The sequence below is a fragment of the Citrobacter sp. Cpo032 genome, assembly GCF_030332975.1.
Taxonomy (GTDB): domain Bacteria; phylum Pseudomonadota; class Gammaproteobacteria; order Enterobacterales; family Enterobacteriaceae; genus Citrobacter; species Citrobacter portucalensis.
Map to the genome: position 1 here is coordinate 272,077 of NZ_JAOWGU010000036.1, position 20,129 is coordinate 292,205.

The 20,129-nt window shown below is 52.6% G+C and carries 16 protein-coding genes; 4 read left to right on the forward strand and 12 right to left on the reverse strand.

All coding sequences use genetic code 11. The annotated features are described in order from the left end of the window. Positions 1-9 precede the first annotated feature (9 nt). The gene (locus tag OGY33_RS07570; protein WP_191238495.1) at positions 10-999 is read right to left on the reverse strand and encodes a zinc-dependent alcohol dehydrogenase family protein; all 990 of its coding nucleotides are present in this window, start codon (positions 997-999) and stop codon (positions 10-12) included. An 89-nt stretch (positions 1,000-1,088) separates the two neighbouring features. Continuing rightward, positions 1,089-2,018: a LysR family transcriptional regulator gene (locus OGY33_RS07575; RefSeq protein WP_191238496.1), complete on the reverse strand. Its 930-nt coding sequence runs from the start codon at positions 2,016-2,018 to the stop codon at positions 1,089-1,091. 112 nt (positions 2,019-2,130) lie between these two features. Between OGY33_RS07575 and OGY33_RS07580 the strand changes: the two genes are divergently transcribed. Next, positions 2,131-2,748, forward strand: coding sequence for a glutathione S-transferase family protein (locus OGY33_RS07580; protein WP_191238497.1), 618 nt, complete (start codon positions 2,131-2,133; stop codon positions 2,746-2,748). Between the two features lie 69 nt (positions 2,749-2,817). Here OGY33_RS07580 and OGY33_RS07585 read toward each other — a convergent pair whose 3' ends face one another. Together OGY33_RS07585 and OGY33_RS07590 are read right to left on the reverse strand one after the other, a co-directional pair. Beyond that, positions 2,818-4,128 (reverse strand): MFS transporter, encoded by a 1,311-nt coding sequence (locus OGY33_RS07585; protein ID WP_008784815.1) that lies wholly within the window; start codon positions 4,126-4,128, stop codon positions 2,818-2,820. Positions 4,129-4,202: 74 nt separating this feature from the next. After that, positions 4,203-5,399, reverse strand: coding sequence for an L-talarate/galactarate dehydratase (locus tag OGY33_RS07590; protein ID WP_100272445.1), 1,197 nt, complete (start codon positions 5,397-5,399; stop codon positions 4,203-4,205). Positions 5,400-5,670: 271 nt separating this feature from the next. On the opposite strand from OGY33_RS07590, the gene OGY33_RS07595 reads away from it, so the two are divergent. Then, on the forward strand, positions 5,671-6,723 hold the full coding sequence (locus tag OGY33_RS07595) for a LacI family DNA-binding transcriptional regulator (protein ID WP_410739360.1): 1,053 nt from the start codon (positions 5,671-5,673) through the stop codon (positions 6,721-6,723). Between the two features lie 34 nt (positions 6,724-6,757). After that, positions 6,758-6,985 carry a tautomerase PptA gene (gene pptA, locus OGY33_RS07600; RefSeq protein WP_032943490.1) on the forward strand — a complete coding sequence of 76 codons (228 nt, stop codon included), beginning with the start codon at positions 6,758-6,760 and terminating at the stop codon, positions 6,983-6,985. A gap of 37 nt (positions 6,986-7,022) precedes the next feature. On the opposite strand, the gene OGY33_RS07605 is transcribed toward pptA, so the two are convergent. Beyond that, positions 7,023-8,999: an alkyl/aryl-sulfatase gene (locus OGY33_RS07605; protein ID WP_048214172.1), complete on the reverse strand. Its 1,977-nt coding sequence runs from the start codon at positions 8,997-8,999 to the stop codon at positions 7,023-7,025. Between the two features lie 214 nt (positions 9,000-9,213). Continuing rightward, positions 9,214-9,786: a flavin reductase family protein gene (locus OGY33_RS07610; protein ID WP_048214173.1), complete on the reverse strand. Its 573-nt coding sequence runs from the start codon at positions 9,784-9,786 to the stop codon at positions 9,214-9,216. Positions 9,787-9,943: 157 nt separating this feature from the next. On the opposite strand from OGY33_RS07610, the gene nhoA reads away from it, so the two are divergent. Next, on the forward strand, positions 9,944-10,789 hold the full coding sequence (nhoA, locus tag OGY33_RS07615) for an N-hydroxyarylamine O-acetyltransferase (RefSeq protein ID WP_191238499.1): 846 nt from the start codon (positions 9,944-9,946) through the stop codon (positions 10,787-10,789). A gap of 46 nt (positions 10,790-10,835) precedes the next feature. Here nhoA and OGY33_RS07620 read toward each other — a convergent pair whose 3' ends face one another. The 6 genes from OGY33_RS07620 to OGY33_RS07645 all read right to left on the reverse strand — a co-directional run bounded on the left by OGY33_RS07620 (position 10,836) and on the right by OGY33_RS07645 (position 19,963). After that, positions 10,836-11,729 (reverse strand): PhzF family isomerase, encoded by an 894-nt coding sequence (locus tag OGY33_RS07620; RefSeq protein WP_191238500.1) that lies wholly within the window; start codon positions 11,727-11,729, stop codon positions 10,836-10,838. Positions 11,730-11,827: 98 nt separating this feature from the next. Further along, positions 11,828-12,508 carry a respiratory nitrate reductase subunit gamma gene (gene narI, locus OGY33_RS07625; RefSeq protein ID WP_003833047.1) on the reverse strand — a complete coding sequence of 227 codons (681 nt, stop codon included), beginning with the start codon at positions 12,506-12,508 and terminating at the stop codon, positions 11,828-11,830. Continuing rightward, complete coding sequence (gene narW, locus OGY33_RS07630) at positions 12,505-13,200, reverse strand: nitrate reductase molybdenum cofactor assembly chaperone (RefSeq protein WP_048214176.1); 696 nt, start codon at positions 13,198-13,200, stop codon at positions 12,505-12,507. The genes narI and narW overlap by 4 nt, the downstream gene beginning before the upstream one ends. Further along, complete coding sequence (gene narH / locus OGY33_RS07635) at positions 13,200-14,744, reverse strand: nitrate reductase subunit beta (RefSeq protein ID WP_008784807.1); 1,545 nt, start codon at positions 14,742-14,744, stop codon at positions 13,200-13,202. The genes narW and narH overlap by 1 nt, the downstream gene beginning before the upstream one ends. Further along, entirely contained in the window at positions 14,741-18,481 is a 3,741-nt protein-coding gene (locus OGY33_RS07640; protein ID WP_191238501.1) for a nitrate reductase subunit alpha, read from the reverse strand. Before OGY33_RS07640 ends, narH begins: the two co-directional genes overlap by 4 nt. A 96-nt stretch (positions 18,482-18,577) precedes the next feature. Then, the gene (locus OGY33_RS07645; protein WP_008784805.1) at positions 18,578-19,963 is read right to left on the reverse strand and encodes a NarK family nitrate/nitrite MFS transporter; all 1,386 of its coding nucleotides are present in this window, start codon (positions 19,961-19,963) and stop codon (positions 18,578-18,580) included. Between the last annotated feature and the right edge of the window lie 166 nt (positions 19,964-20,129).

Consider the following 20,129-nt stretch of genomic DNA (forward strand, 5'->3'; position numbering starts at 1 on the left):
GCACAGAGGTTACAGAGTGACGACGATTTTGCCTACCTGGCCGTTGGCTTCCATGTATTGATGTGCTTCGACGATATCATCAAAGGCAAAGGTTTTATCAATCAGCGGCTTGAGCTGGCCAGACTGCAATCCTTCAAAGATAAACCGTTTCGCCCGCGCAAGTTTTTCTGCGTCCGTGGTGATTTCGAAAATCTCATAGCCGCGGAAGGTCAGATGACGACCGAGTATCTCAATGACCGGGATAGAAAGGTCACGTGAATCAAGCGAACCATACTGGAAAAAGAGCCCACCGGCTGGCATCACTTGGGCAATTTTTGCCACCGCTGGGCCACCGACCGGATCGAACACCACGCGGGTTCCTTTACCCTCAGTAATCCGCTGAATCTCGGCCACCAGATCCTGCTCCTGGCTTGCAATAACCTCTGCCGCGCCCAGTTGCAGCAACTGATCACGTTTCTCACTGGTCCGTGTCATCGCAATCGGTTTTGCTCCCCGCATGTTAGCAATCTGAATTGCCGCCAGTCCGACGCTGCTGGAAGCAGCATTGATCAGCACGTTATCACCGGGCTTAATATCCGCATATTCAACCAGCGCACCAAATGCGGTCACATACATCATCCAGCTGGCAGCAGCCTCGGTAAAGCTCAGGTTTTGTGGATGCTTTACGACCGCGTGAGCGGGGGCATTAACGACTTCACCATACATTCCATATTGATGAAAGCTGAATGCCGGGATGACGCTAACGTAATCGCCAGGTGCAAACTCACGTACGTTGTCTCCCACTGATTCAATGATTCCGGCAGCTTCATAACCCAGTCGCGCCGGGAAATTAGGTTGGTAAATATACTGTCCGGTGCGGTACATAACTTCCGCACGGTTGATACCAATAGCCCGCACGCGGATCTGAACCTCGTTTGCATCAGGTGCGCGAACCTGCATCTCCTGAATCTTCAGGACTTCAGCGCCACCAATTTGATTAAAAACTACGACCTTAGACATAGCAGACCTCAGTAAATTGTTCTGTATTGGGTCTGCACAATTTAACGACTCAGATGAGAGTGAAAAACCGCTGTTGCGGAACTTCACTATTACTTATTTTGTAATAATCCCTGAATCCGTGGTTTTTGTTGGCTAAAAAGTTCGCATAACCAGTCAATGAATACCCGAACCCGAGGGGCGAGATGACGTCTGTCCGGGTAAAGCACCGAAACTGGTTTTGATTCTCCGGTATAATCGGCCAGCACCTCAACAAGCTGGCCTGACTGAAGATAGGGGGCAAGGACAGCATGAACGCCACGTATAATGCCGAGTCCAGATAAGCAGCCGGTCAACAGAATATCGGAGTTATCAACGCTTATCCGCCCTGCGGGGGTGAACGATTCGGTTTTACCTTTATTGACGAAGGTCCACTCCAGCGCTTCGCGGTGACGCTCGCTGAAAAAGTTAAGTGCCTGGTGTCGGGATAAATCCTCTGGCGTCTGCGGTACGCCATGTTGTTGCAAATAATCCGGTGACGCACAGGTCACCATCTTTACTTCACCGAGTCGCCTGGATATCTGGGAAGAGTCTTGTAACTCGCCGATACGGATCATGCAGTCGATACCTTCGGCAAGCATATCGATTCTACGGTCGGTGGAGGTGAGCACCATCTCGATGTCAGGATACCGCGACTGGAAATCTTTCAGCGCAGGAACTAACACGGAGTGCGCCAGCGACAGAGGTGCATTAACCCTGAGTTTTCCGCGTGGCGGGCGAGTTGGCGAGAAAGAAGCCATGATGTCATCAACGTCACTGAGCAGTATTTTTGTGCGTTGGTAAAAAGCATCACCTTCTTCTGTCAGACTCACTTTACGAGTCGTGCGGTTAAGCAACTTTGCCCCCAGATCGTCTTCAAGATGTTGGATAGCTTTGGTGACCGCAGGGCGGTGCAGGTGTAACACATCTGCGGCTCTGGCAAATCCACCTTGCTCAACAACCTGTACAAAAATGTTCATGTATTCAAACATACTGGAACGCATTGCTTATTCTCCCCCGGTATTCGACCATTGTTATTATGAAAGTAATAATCATGCCTGCATAGGTTGCCGAATGCTGCTCTACACTTAGGGTTTTAACGTTGGGGGTTGCAGCATGATTAAGGTCTATGGGGTACCGGGCTGGGGATCGGCCATCAGTGAAGTGATGCTCACACTGGCGGAGATCCCTTACAGCTTTATTGATGTGGACGGTTTTGACAGCGATGGTCCTTCGCGGGAGTTGCTTAAAACAATGAATCCGCTATGCCAGGTGCCCACGCTGGTACTGGAAAATGGCAGCGTGATGACGGAAACGGCGGCGATCGCGCTGATGATCCTCGATCGTCGCCCTGAACTTTCACCACCCGTTGGACACGCCGAACGCCAGCAGTTTCAGCGTCTGCTGATATGGTTGGTGGCAAATGTCTATCCCACGTTTACCTATGCCGATTATCCTGACCGATGGGTACCGGACGCCCCGGCGCAGTTGAAAAAGAACTGTATTGAGTACCGTAAATCCCTCTATATGTGGCTGAACAACCAGCTAAGCGCCGAGCCGTACGCATTGGGGGATCAGCTAACACTGCTGGACATTTACATTGCCGTTATGCGCACCTGGGGACCAGGGCATGACTGGTTTCAGGACAACACGCCGAATATTAGCGCCATCGCCGATGCGGTTTGTCAGCATCCGAGGCTGCGTACCGTACTGAAAAGCAATAAGATTATTTGAGTAAAAAACGCTGTTCCGCAGGAGTGCAAATCCCGGAACAGCGGGCGAACTATCGCCATAAGTTTTAAATTACGCGACAGAAGGGGTCAGCGTAATACGATCCAATGGACCCACGATAAACAGATAAGAAATCAAGCCAATAAGCCCCATCGAACCGACGTACAGAATGGCGTAATCAAAAGACTGGGTATTCGCCAGAATGATGCCGATCACCAGTGGCGTGATGATACTGGCCATATTGCCGCACATATTGAAAACGCCACCTGCAATACCGAGCACTTCTTTTGGCGAGGTATCGCTAAGTACGCACCATCCCAGATTGCCAAAACCTTTGGCGAAAAACGCCAGACTCATCGCCGCGATCACCACAAATTCTGACGAGGTGTAGTTGGCGATAACGATGACGCAGGAAAGCAGCATTCCGCAGATAACCGGCAGCTTACGGGCAATCGTCAGGCTGTAGCCGCGCTTTAAAAGCCAGTCGGAGAAAACACCGCCTAATAATCCACCGATAAAACCGGCAATGGCAGGGATACTGGCGACAAACCCCACTTTGAGGATCGACATGCCTTTCGCCTGATACAGATAAGTAGGGAACCAGGTCAGGAAGAACCAGGTAATGGATGTCACGCAGAACTGTCCGATATATACGCCAATCATCATGCGGTTGACGCAGACGCTTTTAATTTGCGCAAAGGTAATCTTCTGTGGTTCTTTTTTATTACCCAGCGACGGTTCACCACCGCCTTCCCGAATATAGTCAATTTCCTGCTGGTTCACCTTTGGATGATGCATAGGGTCTCTTACTTTGACCAACCAGAAGATGCCAAGAATAACGCCTATTGCCCCAATGTAATAAAACACAAAGTGCCAACTGAGATTATGCAAAATAATCGTCATTAGCGGTGTAATAATCCCTAACGAGATATATTGCGCGGCCTGATAGACAGAGGTAACAAAGCCCCGTTCGTTATTAGGAAACCACTGCACGCTTAATCGGCTGTTGGCCGGAAAGGCCGGAGCTTCAATCGCACCCATCAGTAATCGTAAGATAATCAATACGACAAGCGGGCTGGCGTACAGATAAATGGTGCCCTGAAACATAGTCACCAGCGACCAGCCAATCAGTGCGCAGCCGTATACCAGACGTGAGCCATAGCGATCCAGCAGCCAGCCGCCGGGTAGTTGCATAATGACATAAGAAATACCGAAGGCAGAAAAGGCCAGCCCCATTGCTTCAGGATCAAAACCTAATTCTTTGCTCATAATCGGCGCCACGACGGATAACGTCGCGCGATCGGCGTAATTAAATACGGTCGCAAGAAACAGAAATATCAGAATGCCGTAACGCACTTTTGTACGCTTTATTATTGTGTTCATCACCCACTCCTTTCATAAGGTTGAGAGCGTTTTTGTAGGGGAGGATGGCGGGTATTGCTTACCCGCCAAATTAATTAAGGACGTTTGCCAAACTCGCAGGTTAATTGCGTCCAGCGGCGCGCCTGCTCGCTGATGCTGAAGCCCAGGCCGTGACGATCGGAAACCCACATCCGGCCATCGCGCAGCTCAAGTTGTTCGTTAAATAACGGGTTCAGCCATTCGAAATGCTCCAGCCATGGTTCAAGTGGATAAGCGGCGGACAGATGCAGGTGAACTTCCATAGCGAAGTGCGGAGCCAACTTGCGACCATGTTTAGCCGCCAGGTCCATAATTTTCAGGAACGGTGAAATCCCTCCCACACGCGGTGCATCGGGCTGCACAAAATCGCTGGCATTGCCGAGGATCAGCTGTTCATGTTCGCGGAAGCTGGTCAGCATTTCACCGGTGGCAATCGGGGTATCAAGCGCGGCGGCCAGTTGGGCGTGGCCTTCAACATCGTAGGCGTCCAGCGGCTCTTCAATCCAGATTAGATTGAACTGCTCCATTTTACGTCCCATACGGATGGCGGTTTCCCGATCCCACTGCTGATTGGCATCGACCATTAGCGGGAAGTCATCCCCCAGCGCTTCACGCACCGCGGTCAAGCGGCGAATATCCTCAGCGCAGTTTGGCTGACCAACCTTGAGTTTGATACCACCAATGCCGTTTTCACGGGAAATAACCACGTTTTTTAGCACCTGATCCAGCGGCGTATGCAGGAATCCGCCGGAGGTGTTGTAGCACTGCACGGAGTCCCGATGCGCGCCAAGCAGTTTTGCCAGCGGCAATCCTGCACGCTTGGCTTTCATATCCCATAATGCGATATCGATAGGGGAGATGGCTTGTACCGCCATGCCGCTGCGCCCCACGGAAGCGCCAGCCCACAGCAGCTTGGTGTAGATCTTGTCAATGTCGTTTGGATCTTCGCCTAACAGGTTATCGGCAATTTCTTTGGCATGCGCATATATTCCCTGGCCGCCAGCCCGCTTGGAGTAACTAAATCCCACGCCTTCAAACCCGTCGCGGCTGCGGATCTCGGCGATAATTATGGCGACTTCAGTTAGCGGTTTCTGGCGACCGGTGAGCACTTTGGCATCGCTCACGGGTGTTGCCAGCGGAAGGAAAGCCAGAGACAGTTTTACCCATTCAATACGATCACCGGTTTCTGCTGCGGTTTTCGCGTTGGCCGATTTGGCATAAGTCACGGAATCGGAATTGGCACTTAAAGACATATTGTTCTCTCCTGGTGATAACAAATGATTGCGCTATCATTTTTAATGTTAGCGCAATCACTGTGCCAGCGAATTGACTGCGATTTGAACAATTGCTCACAAATTCAGAGAGAGAAGGGTGGTAAATTATAAACGACGTCACATTCCAGTACTTTATGGAGAAATGCACAAATCATTGTGATTGCGCTATCATTTTGAGTGGCGATAATTAACTAAGCTGCTGTTTTCCCTGCGTTATCACTGAGCAACGCTGGCAATAGCCAAAATCATGATGAATAATGCCAGGATAAATCAGCGATTTTTGACAAGGGCATCGACAGTGAAAAACTCCAGACCTCCGCGCGCACCCACGCTGGAAGATGTTGCCCGTACCGCGGGATTGTCACCCATGACGGTGAGCAGGGCGTTGAATACCCCGCAGCTGGTGCGCCCGAAAACGGTTGAAAAAGTGATGCAGGCGGTGCGCGCCACCGGCTATATTCCCAACGCACTGGCTGGGGGACTGGCGTCGCGTCGCAGCAAGCTTATCGCCGTGGTTATTCCGCAAATTAACAACAATATGTTTGTCGATACCATCCAGTCATTAAGTGATGAACTGGCAGAACGCGGATACCACATTTTGCTCTGCGTGTCGGGTTATACGCCGCAAACAGAGGCGGAGCTGGTGGCGACGCTGCTTTCTCGTCGTCCGGATGGTGTAGTACTCACCGGTATTCATCATACCGCTGAGCTGAAAAAAGTGATTCTTAATGCGGCCATCCCGGTCGTGGAAATCTGGGATTTAACCCCAACACCCATCGATATGCTGGTCGGTTTTTCGCATGAAAAGGTCGGGCAAGCGGTGGCAGACTATCTGCTGAATAAAGGCTATCGACGTCCGGGGTTGTTATGGACTGCCGATCGCCGGGCAGGCCAGCGTAAACAAGGACTTTGCGATGCGTTGAGTCGTCATGGTATTGCTGCTGACGCACAGGTGGACGTCCCACTTCCGGCCTCTCTGGCATTGGGACGCTCTGGATTAACGCAGCTATTGGCGGATCGCGAGTTTGATGTCATTGTCTGTAGCTCTGATACGCTAGCCCAGGGGGCGATCATGGAGGCCGAAAGTCGCGGTATACGCGTGCCGCAAGAGTTGGCGGTAATCGGTTTTGGCGATCTGGATTTTGCTGCCAGCAATCGGCCCGCCATCACCACCGTCAGCGTCGACAGACGGGCCATCGGGCAACGTGCTGCCTCACTGCTTGCCGATCGTATCGAACAAATTCCGCGTGAAGACGATATTATTGATGTCGGTTTTCATCTGGTAGAACGAGAGTCCGCATAAGTTACCTGCAACCCAAAACAATAAGGAATCTGCTATGCCGCACGTTGATATTAAATGTTTTCCTCGCTCTCTTACCGACGAACAGAAAACCGCCCTGGCGGCGGATATTACCGAGGTTATTATTCGTCATTTGCAAAGCAAAGACAGTTCAGTCAGCGTGGCGCTCAATGAAGTTGAGCCAGAGGCGTGGCAGGCCGTGTGGGATAAGGAAATTGTGCCGCAGATGGCGAGATTAATTAAAAAACCTGGCTACAGTATGTAAGAAAAAACGGGCGGATTTCCGCCCGTTTTCGTTGTGCTTATGGCGTAACGATGTTGAACCAGAATTCGAATTTATCCATATAGCCAAGCATGGCATCAAGCTTGGCGCCGTCACCGGTTATCTTCACGTCACCGCTGTCTTGTGCCTGTTTCAGCGTCACTTCCTTAAGGATGATTTTGTTCAGCGTATCGCGATTTAGCGTGATAGTGGCGTCGGCATCTTTCGCTTCGGCATTGGCGGTATGGTTCAGGACGCCATTCTCCAGTTCAAGCTTATATTTACCGCCATCACTACCAAGATCGATGTTAAACACTGACTTCGCATCACCCGCTTTTTGTCCATTAATATGCACTGCCAGATAATCGAAGAACATTTCCGGCGTCATAGCACGAACAGTATCCGGGCTGGCGGTATTCGGGGTTGGGCCTTTGACCACGCCGTTACGCAGCTCTTGCGCGCCTGTCAGGTAGAAGTTACGCCACGGGCCGGATTCAGCCTGATAACCCAGTTGCTCAAGCGCATCTGCTTCCAGATTACGTGCTGCCTGGTTATTCGGATCGGCAAACACCACTTTGCTTACCACCTGTGCCACCCAGCGGTAGTTGCCCTGGTCATAGTCGGCTTTTGCTTTCTGCAAAATGGCGTCCGCACCACCCATGTAGTCGACAAATTTCTTCGCAGACTCTTCCGGCGGCAGCTCATCCAACGTTGCCGGGTTGCCGTCAAACCAGCCGAGATAGAGCACATAGGTCGCTTTTACGTCATGGCTCACGGAACCATAGTAACCGCGGTTAGCCCAGGTATGTGCCAGTGAGTCCGGCAGCTTAAAGTTGGCAGCGATTTCATCGCGGGTCAGACCTTCGTTAGCCATGCGTAGCGTCTGGTCGTTGATGTAACGATACAGATCGCGCTGACTTTTCAGCAGGCTGACCACCTTGTCATTACCCCAGGTTGGCCAGTGGTGCTGCGCCATCAGCACTTCGGCTTTATCACCCCAGCGCACAATCGCTTCGTTGATGTATTTGGACCACGGCAGCGGCTCACGAATTTTGGCTCCGCGCAGGGAGTAGGTGTTGTGCAGGGTGTGGGTAACATCTTCTGCGGATTCAATCAGTTTCTTCTCTTCGATGTACCACAGCATTTCCGACGGTGCTTCGGAACCTGGGGCCAGCATGAAGTCATAGGTCAGGCCGTCGATGACCTCTTTTTGTCCATCTTTCTCAATGATATTTGTTGGCGCAATCAGGGTAACGGTTCCCGCGGAGGTCGTGGTTCCCAGTCCCGCGCCGACCTGGCCTTTGGCATCAGGTTTGAGTAGGTTGCCGTACATGTAGCTCGCGCGGCGGCTCATGACGTTACCGGCCATGATATTCTCAGCGACCGCGGCTTCCATAAAGCCGGCTGGCGCATAAACTTTCACTTTGCCTGCTTTCACGTCGGCTTCATCGACAACACCGCGTACGCCGCCGTAATGGTCAACGTGGCTGTGGGTATAAATTACCGCGACAACCGGTTTTTGACCGCGGTTTTTAAAGTAAAGATCCATCCCGACTTTGGCCGTTTCTGCCGAGACCAGCGGGTCAACAACGGTGATGCCTTCTTTACCTTCAATAATGGTCATGTTTGACAGATCGAGGTTACGAATCTGGTAAACACCATCCGTTACTTCAAACAGCCCGCTGATGTTGATCAACTGAGATTGACGCCACAGGCTCGGGTTTACCGTATCCGGGGCTTTATCGCCTTCTTTGATAAACGCGTATTGCTGCGGATTCCAGATAACATTTCCCTGTTCGCCTTTGATCACTTCCTGCGGGAGTGGAGCGATAAAGCCTTTGTGGGCGTCGGTAAAGTCGGTGTTATCGGAGAAGGGCAGTTGATTGTAAAGCGCGTTGTTGGCTTGTTGCGTGGCGGCTGTAGCGTCTTTGGGGGCTTCAGCCGCCATAAGGGGAACAGAAAACGATGTGAGTAACCCAGCAAGTATAAAACTTTGTGCGATTCTATTAAGTTGCATCGTAAAACCTCTCTGACACTTCAAAAGTACAGTTGGGGGATGCTGCTTTGACGGATAGCGTTTTGATTAGGTATTTGCGTTAGTGCAAGATTAACTATAATTCACATAAATAATTCAGCAAGGAAGGGCGAGTAACTTATCTAACTGGTTTTCCAGAAGTTTTAAGAAAAAAGTTGCGGATGACAGAGCAGAGCCGCCATCCGTTAGCATACTATCATTCACCAGCAGTAATAATTTTCCCGCTGGAGACAAATGTTCCGGCCCCAAGGTGATGCAGAGTATTGAGCTTGCCATCATCAAACTGCCAGCGTCCTTCCACGAAGGCTCGCTCATCAGCGGCGGCAGAGACCACTTCCCCAAACAGGGTGTCATACTTCTCCTGTGCCGCCGTGGCTGGCAACAGGCGACACTCCATCCAGGCCAGACATTTCGCTTCTATCAGCGGTAAACCTAGCACGGGTCCTTGCACCACGGGAATGCCGTAACAGTTGAATTTATCTTCCACGCGACCGGAAACGCTGCCTACGGCCCAGGTCCAGTTGACGGCGGCGATACCCGGAATAACGATGCCGAATTTACCGCTACGTTCAATGAGATCCCGCGACCAGGCGGTCTTATCAACAACAATTGCTACCCGCGGCGGCTCAAATTCCACGGGCATTGACCACGCCGCAGCCATCACATTTCGCCGCTCGGTATGCTCATCCCGGCTGGTTATCAATATCGTTGGGCCATGATTGAGTAGCCGACTGGCATGTTTTAATTCGATCGGACGAAAATGGCTCATGGATGCTCCTTGGCTGAGAGATAACACACCACAATAAACATAGATATTAACGGTATTAGCGATTTTGTCGCCTCACAGGAATTAACAACGCACAAAATCGACAGCGTAAAACGAAAAATACGTTATAAGTACTGCATTAATCGAACAGGAACTCCGTATGACGCCTTTTTTAACCGCTTATTTTGCCCGTATTTGCTGGTCAGGTTCGGCCAACGTCAACCTTGAAACCTTGCAAGCGCTACATCTACTGCACAACAGCGCAATTCCATTTGAAAACCTGGATGTATTACTGCCAAGAGAGATGCAGCTTGACGATTTGTCGCTGGAAGAGAAGCTGGTAACGGCGCGTCGTGGCGGTTATTGCTTTGAACAGAACGGCGTGTTTGAACGCGCGCTACGCGAAATCGGTTTTAACGTACGTAGCCTTCTCGGTCGCGTGGTACTGGCAAATCCGTCAAGCCTGCCGCCGCGCACGCATCGTCTGTTGCTGGTTGAATTGCAGGGAGAGCAGTGGATCGCCGACGTTGGTTTCGGCGGACAAACGCTGACGGCGCCGATTCGTCTGCAGGCCAACACTGAGCAGAAGACGCCACACGGCGAATATCGGCTGATTCAGGAAGGTGAAGATTGGATCCTCCAGTTCCGTCATCACGAACACTGGCAGTCAATGTACCGTTTCGATCTGGTCGTGCAGCATCAGAGCGATTATCTGATGGGCAACTTCTGGTCCGCACACTGGCCGCAATCACATTTTCGCCATCATCTGCTGATGTGCCGTCATCTGCCCGACGGCGGGAAATTAACGTTAACCAATTTTCACTTTACCCATTATCAGGATGGACATGCGGTAGAGCAGATTAATTTGCCTGACGTCGCCAGTTTGTATGCGTTGTTGCAAGAACGATTTGGACTGGGTGTGGATGACGTGAAGCATGGATTTACCGAAGATGAGCTGGCGACGGTCATGGCGGCGTTTGAAACGCATCCGGAGGCGGGGAAATAGGGGCATCGGAATTAACGTCATCGCCTTATCCGGCCTACAGGAACAATTAAAAATCTATCGCCCATTCTGCGTGAAACAGGATCACCGCCGAACCGGTAATGGTGACTTTTTCCGGCTGGTTTTCACGGATAGTTACCGTCACATCAACAATCCCGTCGCGCCCGAGCGCACGGCCCTGATGCCCCTGAACACGTAACGTTTTCCCATCATGCGCCATCAGCCCATGGTGGACCAGCCACGCGCCCATTGGACCGTTGGCATTGCCGGTAACCGGGTCTTCCACAATACCAATAGCAGGTGAAAACATGCGGCCATCAGTGGCGTTTTCGCCCTCGCGGATTTGAAAAGGGAAAAAGCCGTTACAGCCAATTTGCTGGCTGATGGCGGTCAAAGCCGGTAAATCAGGGGAAAGGGCGTCAAGGTCCACCTCGGGTTTCAGTGGAATCATCACTTTCGAATGTCCGGTCGTGGCAACCTGAATGGGTAAGCCTGCCAGCATATCGTCTTCGCTCAGGTGCAGCGCATCGAGAATCGCAATACGAACAGCACCCTCCAGCGGAGGTTCAAAACCCGGTTCACCTTGCTCAAGGCTAATGCGATAGTCGTTCCCGGTATCGTCAATATCCACCCGATGACGTCCGGCCAGCGAGGTTTGCCAGACCGTGCAGTTGCCCAGACCCAGCACCTTGGCCCGCACATAATGCGCTGCGACGGTAGCATGCCCACAGATAGGAACTTCGACCGTCGGGGTGAAATAGCGGATGCGAACATCGCTGTCGTCACTGGTCAGCAGAAATGCGGTTTCTGAATGACGCAGCTCGCGAGCGATGAGCTGCATCTGCGCGTCACTCAGTCCATCAGCATGTAAAACCACACCTGCTGAGTTGCCGCGAAAAGGGACCGAGGTAAAGGCATCGACGTGGTAAACCTGTGGTTTCATTAGTGTTCTCCCTGAAATGGAGAAGCATCATAACGTACAAAAGCGGGATAGCGATGCAGGCCCGGTAAGCGCAAGCGCTACCGGGCATCAGAGTTCAATTATCGGCGGGAACGCACTATCTGATAGCGGCGAGTGAAGTACTCAAACGGCGCACTCCATACGTGGACCAGACGGGTGAACGGGAATAGCAGGAAGATAGTCATCCCCAGAACCAGGTGCACACGGAAAATCAACGCCACGCCATCCAGATGTGCAGATGCACCGCCCTGGAAGGTCACCACTGACTGCGCCCAACCAACCAGTTTCAGCATTTCACTGCCGTCAGGATGCTGTGCGGAGAACGGGATGGTGGTTAAGCCGAGGATACACTGAATCAGCAGAACGCAAAGGATCAGAATATCAGCGGTGGAAGACGTTGCACGAATGCGCGGGTTGGTCAGACGCCGCACCAGCAAACCTGCGCCACCAACCAGCGTCAGTACGCCACAAAGCCCACCGGCAATCATCGCCATCTGTTGTTTCACCGCAATCGGCAGGAACCAGGCATACATCCAGTGCGGCGTTAGCATGCCGAACAGGTGACCGAAAAAGATCCCCAGAATGCCGATGTGGAACAGGTTTGACCACAGCACCATGCCGCGTTTGTCCAGCATCTGGCTGGAAGAGGCGCGCCAGGTGTATTGCCCGTAGTCATAGCGTAGCCAACTGCCGAGGATAAATACCGTACCGCACAGGTACGGGTAGATATCGTAAAAAAAGACGTTCAGGTACTGTATCATTTCGGGCCTCCCGCGCTGACGTCGACATACTGCGGCGCAACGTCCTGGCTAAAGCGTCGTTGATAGTTTTGTAACGGTGAACTGTCGCAGGCGGTGGCGTTATCCTCGATAAACTTCACCTGTTCCTCTTCCCACACCGCATCCAGCGCCTGACGAGTATCATCGCGGGTTTCAGCACCAACCTGCTTAGTGACACTGTCACTTGAAAGAGGGCTTCCGGCAAGCAGCAGCAGTGCGTCAAACAGTTGATACCACGGCGTATCGCGCTGTTTTAAGCGCCCGCCCAACAGAGCCAGAATGGGGGCAACGTTCTGCAGTCCTTCTTTGGCCTGGTCCTCCGGCAACACGCTCAAATACTCCAGATACAACGGCAGGTGATCCGGTAGTTCGCGGCAGTCGAGCTGTAGCCCGACCTTTTCATACTGTGCCAGTAGATCAACCATCGCCTGACCCCGGTCACGGGACTCGGCGTGCACGTGCTCAAACAGCAGCAGAGAGGTGGCCCGGCCCCGGTCAAAGATTTCGCACCATTCCGCTTGTTTATCCAGCAGTGGCGCATTGAGCAATCCCTGGCTAAATTCGGTAAGCATGGGGGCATCGCTGGCCACAAGCGCCAGCGCGTCGTCTTTATACTCCCACAGCAGCTCGTCGGGATATTCCATCAGCAGGCCGATAACCTTCAGGATTTGCATTATTCACCCTCCGCTTTATCGCGCACTTCGGTGATGTCGATAGCATCGATACGGCTACTGTTAAAGAGGTTGAATTTGGTATCTGAGCCATGGCAGCCGTCACCGAAGGTAAATCCGCAGCCGTTTTTCTCCGGGAAGGCATCACGCGCCATTTCACGGTGGCTGGTCGGGATCACAAAGCGGTCCTCATAGTTGGCGATGGCCAGATAGCGATACATCTCTTCAACCTGCTCAACGGTCAAACCTACTTCCTCAATCGCGCGGGTGTCCGTCACGCCTTCCACTGTTTGCGCACGCATATAGTGGCGCATGGCCATCATACGTTTCAGCGCGCGCAGCACCGGACCGGTATCACCCGCACTGAGCATGTTGGCGAGGTACTGAACCGGAATTCGCAGCGACTCAACCGCAGGCAAAATGTTGCCATTGTGCGGCAGTCCGCCCGCGTCGGCGACCGACTGAATCGGTGACAATGGCGGTACATACCAGACCATCGGCAGGGTGCGATATTCCGGGTGCAGCGGCAGCGCTAGCTTCCAGTCCATCGCCATTTTGTAGACTGGCGAACGTTGGGCCGCTTCGATGACGTTGTGCGGAATACCTTGTTTTAACGCCTCTTCAATGACCGCCGGATCGTGCGGATTGAGGAACACATCGCACTGACGCTCATAGAGATCGGTTTCATGCTCGGTGCTGGCCGCTTCTTCGATGCGGTCGGCGTCGTACAGCAATACGCCGAGATAACGGATACGTCCAACGCAGGTTTCCGAACATACCGTCGGCTGGCCGGACTCAATACGCGGATAGCAGAAAATGCACTTCTCTGACTTACCGCTCTTCCAGTTAAAGTAGATTTTTTTGTACGGACAGCCGCTGATACACAAGCGCCAGCCTCGACATTTGTCCTGGTCGATCAGCACAATGCCGTCTTCTTCACGCTTATAGATAGCACCGCTTGGGCAGGTGGCGACACAGCTTGGATTCAGGCAGTGCTCGCACAGGCGCGGTAAATACATCATGAAGGTGTTTTCGAACTGGCCGTACATCTCCTTTTGCATCTTCTCGAAGTTACGGTCGCGGGCACGTTTTGAAAATTCGCCGCCAAGCAGTTCTTCCCAGTTTGGACCCCAGATAATCTTGTCCATCCGCTTACCATCGATCAGCGAACGCGGACGCGCGGTGGGCTGATTCTTGCTTTCCGGCGCGCTATGCAGATGCTGATAATCGTAGGTAAACGGCTCATAGTAATCATCGATTTGCGGGATCACCGGGTTGGCGAAAATTTTGGTGATGACGCCCATCTTACCGCCCAGACGCGGTCTTATCTTGCCGTTAACATCGCGAACCCAGCCGCCTTGCCACTCTTCCTGATCTTCCCAGTTCTTTGGATAGCCAATCCCCGGTTTAGTCTCGACGTTGTTAAACCACGCATATTCCATCCCTTCACGCCCGGTCCAGACGTTTTTACAGGTGACGGAGCAGGTGTGGCAGCCGATGCACTTATCCAGATTAAGAACCATGCCTACCTGTGAGCGTATTTTCATTTTTTCGCCTCCTGTACCTGATCGCGACTTTCATCATCCAGCCAGTTAATATTTTTCATTTTTCTAATCATGATGAACTCATCGCGGTTAGAGCCGACCGTACCGTAATAGTTGAAGCTGTATGCCAGCTGCGCATAGCCACCTATCATGTGCGTGGGTTTCGGGCAGACGCGGGTCACCGAGTTATGGATCCCGCCGCGCATCCCGGTCACCTCTGAGCCAGGGATATTCATGATTCGCTCCTGAGCGTGATACATCATGGTCATTCCCGGTGGCACGCGTTGACTCACCACTGCACGCGCGGTGAGCGCACCGTTGGCGTTGAAGGCTTCAATCCAGTCGTTATCCTCAATGCCCAGCTCTTTGGCATCGGTTTCACTGATCCAGACAATCGGTCCGCCGCGCGACAGCGTCAGCATCAGCAGGTTTTCGCTATAGGTGGAATGGATCCCCCATTTCTGGTGCGGCGTCAGGAAGTTGAGCGCTTTTTCCGGGAAGCCGTTAGGCGGAACCTCGCGCATTTCACTGACGCTGCGGGTATCGATAGGTGGACGATACGCCACCAGACTTTCACCAAACGCTCGCATCCACGCATGATCCTGATACAGCTGCTGGCGACCGGACAGGGTACGCCATGGGATCAGCTCGTGGACGTTGGTATAGCCTGCGTTATAGGAAACATGTTCACTTTCCAACCCGGACCAGGTGGGGCTGGAGATGATTTTGCGCGGCTGCGCCTGGATATCGCGAAAACGGATCTTCTCGTCTTCTTTGTTCAACGCCAGATGCGTATGGTCGCGTCCGGTCATCGCCCCCAGCGCTTCCCAGGCTTTCACCGCCACCTGACCGTTTGTTTCCGGTGCCAGGGCGAGGATCACCTCAGAGGCATCCAGCGCGGTGTCAATCAGCGGTCGGCCTTTTGCCGGGCCTTCGCGCTTGGTGTAGTTCAGCTTGCCGAGGAAATCGACTTCCGCCTGGGTATTCCACGCAATGCCTTTCCCGCCGTTACCGAGTTTGTCCATGAGCGGGCCAAGTGAAGTAAAGCGTTCGTAGGTGGCGGGGTAGTCACGCTCCACAACGGCGATATTCGGTGCCGTTTTGCCCGGGAGGAGATCGCATTCGCCTTTGCGCCAGTCCTGAATGTCAAACGGCTGCGCCAGCTCTGCCGGAGAGTCGTGTTGCAGTGGTTGCAACACCACATCCGTTTCTTGTCCAAGGTGTCCGACGCAAACCTCAGAAAATACTTTGGCGATGCCTTTATAAATTTCCCAGTCGCTCTTCGATTCCCATGCCGGGTCGACCGCCGCAGACAACGGGTGAATAAACGGATGCATATCCGAGGTATTCATATCGTCTTTTTCATACCAGGTAGCGGTTGGCAGAACGATATCGGAGAACAAACAGGTGCTGGACATACGGAAATCGAGCGTGACCAGCAGATCGAGCTTGCCCTCTATCGCCGCGGCCTGCCATTCAACCTCTTCAGGTTTAATACCCTCGCTTGAACCGAGCGCTTCCCCCTGGATCCCGCTTTCGGTACCCAGCAAATATTTGAGCATGTATTCATGCCCTTTACCGGAGGAGCCGAGCAGGTTAGAGCGCCAGACGAAGAGGTTGCGCGGATGGTTGTGGCCGTTATCTGGCTGTTCGCAGGCAAAACGAATATCACCTGACTTCAGCGCCTGTGCGGTGTATTGCGCAGGAGATAGCCCTGCTTGTTCGGCTTTTGCTTTAACGGTCAAAGGGTTGAGGTTAAGCTGCGGTGCAGACGGCAGCCAGCCCATCCTTTCTGCACGTACGTTAAAGTCAATCAAATGTCCGCTAAACTTCGACGCGTCGGCCAGCGGAGAGAGGAGTTCCTGCGCGGTGAGTTTTTCATAACGCCACTGGCTGGAGTGGTTATAGAAAAACGAAGTGCTGTTCATCTGACGCGGTGGTCGGTTCCAGTCCAGCGCAAAGGCCAGCGGCAACCAACCGGTTTGCGGTCGTAATTTCTCCTGACCCACATAGTGCGCCCAGCCGCCGCCGCTTTGTCCCACACAACCACAGAACACCAGGATATTAATCATCCCACGGTAGTTCATATCCATGTGATACCAGTGGTTGACGCCAGCCCCGAGAATGATCATCGAACGGCCATGCGTTTTGTGCGCCGTATCGGCAAACTCACGGGCGATTTGTTCGATATGACGGCGTGGCACGCCGGTAATTTGCTCGCCCCAGGCCGGGGTGTAGGCTTTCACTTCGCTGTAATCTTGTGCGCTATGAACGTCATCCAGACCACGATCGAGGCCATAATTCGCCAGCACCAGATCATAAACGCTCACTACCGGACAGTTGCTGCCATCGGCGAGGGTGAGACGTTTTACCGGAAGTTGCCGTACCAGCACCGGTTCTTGTTTTACACTGCGAAAATGAGGGTTTTCGTTGCCGCCAAAGTAGGGGAATGCTACCCCAGCCACTTCATCATGTTGACCCAGCAACGAGAGGGAAAGTTCTGTTTCTGCCCCAGCGGCCAACGACTCGAGGTTCCATTTGCCTTTTTCCCCCCAGCGAAAACCGATAGATCCGTTCGGCACGACCAGCTCACCTTCACTGTTAAAGGCCACTGTTTTCCACTCTGGATTGTTGCTTTCGCCGAGACCATCGACAAGGTCTGAGGCGCGCATCATACGTCCAGGCACGTAGCTGCCATCTTCCCGGGCATCCAGTAAAACCAGCATCGGCATGTCGGTATAGCGACGACAGTAATTGAGGAAATAATCGCTGGGATTGTCGAGGTGGAACTCTTTCAGGATGACGTGGCCCATCGCCATTGCCAGCGCGCTGTCTGTCCCTTGTTTGGGTGCCAGCCACTGATCGCACAGTTTAGCGACTTCCGAGTAATCCGGCGTAATGGCAATCGTCTTGGTGCCTTTGTAGCGTACTTCTGTGAAAAAGTGCGCATCCGGGGTACGGGTCTGCGGCACGTTAGAGCCCCAGGCGATGATATAGCTGGAGTTATACCAGTCGGCGGATTCAGGAACGTCGGTCTGCTCGCCCCAAGTCATCGGTGACGCGGGCGGTAAGTCGCAGTACCAGTCATAGAAACTCAGACAGGTTCCGCCGATTAGCGAGAGATAGCGTGTGCCGGCGGCATAGGAAACCATCGACATCGCCGGGATCGGGGAGAAGCCGACCACGCGATCCGGGCCGTAGGTTTTCACCGTCCAGACGTTGGCGGCAGCAATCAGCTGATTAAGCTCTTTCCAGTTGGAACGGATAAATCCACCGCGCCCGCGTACCTGCTTGTAGCTCTGGCATTTTTGCGGGTCGTTCATAATGGATTCCCAGGCCAGCACCGGATCGGGCTGGCGGGAGAGGGCGTCGCGCCACAATTCGATTAAGCGTTTACGCACCAGCGGATATTTCAGGCGGTTAGCGCTATAGAGATACCACGAGTAGCTGGCGCCGCGTGGACAGCCACGGGGCTCATGATTTGGCAGGTCAGGACGAGTACGCGGGTAGTCGGTTTGCTGCGTTTCCCAGGTCACAAGCCCGTTTTTAACGTAGATCTTCCAGCTGCATGAGCCGGTACAGTTAACGCCGTGGGTAGAACGCACAATTTTGTCGAACTGCCAGCGCTGACGATAGCTGTCTTCCCAGTCCCGGTTGGTGTGCATCACTTGCCCATGCCCCTCGGCAAACGTATCGCCCTTTTGTTTAAAGTAGCGAAAGCGGTCTAACAGTTTACTCATGACATAACTCCTGCTTCGATAATATTGCCGACGGTGAATCGAACTCCAGGCCTAATCCGGCCAACCTAAATGTCCGATCCTGCGGTATCCATTTTGTTATTTTTTTTGTGATTTACGGCCATAGACCAACCAGGTCACCAGCACGCAGACGATGTAAAACACGAGGAATATTTTCATTGCGCCTACTGGCGAGCCGGTCAACGCCAGCGATGAGCCGAACGCTTTAGGAATGAAGAAGCCCCCCACTGCGCCAATAGCGGAAATAAATCCCAGGGCGGCTGCGGTATCGGTTACCGCTTCCCGCTGAGCCTGTTCTTCGGTACCACCATGCAGCTTCACCCGATAAATTGTGATTTTGCGAAAGATCACCGCAATCATCTGGAAGGTTGAACCGCTGCCCAGACCCGCGGTCAGGAACAAGCCCATAAACACCAGGTAAAACGCGATAAAGCTACCTTCGCCCGAGCCGGGCAAAGTGAGAAACAGCAGGGCGCTGAACAGTGCCATAAAGATGAAGTTAATTAGGGTGACACGCACACCACCAAACTTGTCAGAGATAACACCACCCGCCGATCGTGCAAGCGCGCCGATGAAGGGGCCGAAGAACGCCAGTTGCAGGATATTCACGTCGGGGAACTGGGTTTTCGCCAGCATGGCAAAGCCTGCCGAAAAACCGATAAATGAACCGAAGGTGGCGAGATACAGCAGACTTAATAACCACAGATGAAAACGCTTGAGTACCGGTAACTGGGAGGCAATTGAGGCCTTCGAGCTGGCAATGTCGTTCATTCCCATGCCCGCTGCCACAGTGGCTATCAGCAGTAACGGCACCCATATCCATGCTGCATTGGCCAGCGACAATAACGAGCCGTCAGCTTGCGGTACGCCCTGTACGCCCAAAAAGGTAAATATGGGCAGAAAGATCACCAGTGGCGCGATCAACTGCATCACGCTGACGCCGAGGTTGCCGAGACCACCGTTAACGCCTAATGCGCTACCTTGCTTCGCTTTGGGGAAGAAAAAGCTGATATTGCCCATGCTGGAGGCAAAGTTAGCGCCAGCAAAACCACACATCAGCGCAATGATTATAAATACTCCAAACGGAGTAGCGGTATTTTGCACGGCAAATCCGAGCCAGACGCAGGGAATAACCAGAATAATCGTGCTAAAAATGGTCCAGCGACGACCACCAAATATAGGTACCATAAAGGAGTAGGGTACGCGTAATATTGCACCAGAAAGAGATGGCAATGCCGTTAATAAAAACAGTTGGTCGGTGGTGAAATTAAAACCAATTTTATTCAGATTGACGGCTACGGCACTGAACAGCATCCAAACGCAAAACGCAAGAAGCAGGCAACTCACTGATATCCAGAGGTTTCTGCGCGCAATGTGCTTGCCTTTATTTTCCCAAAAACCGGGGTTCTCTGGTTTCCAGTCCGTTAAAAGATAACGATTATTTTTCTCATTTGATGATGACATATTATTCTCCATGCACATGCCGTTCATGAAAAAGAAATAAACGCATGCAGCGCCGCGCGGCTTCTTTTTAGAAACTATTGAAAAGTTTTAGGAATATTGACTGAAAGAATAGATAAAAAAGCGCAATAACGCGGCGTGATGGGAGAATTACACGTTGCTTAAGTGT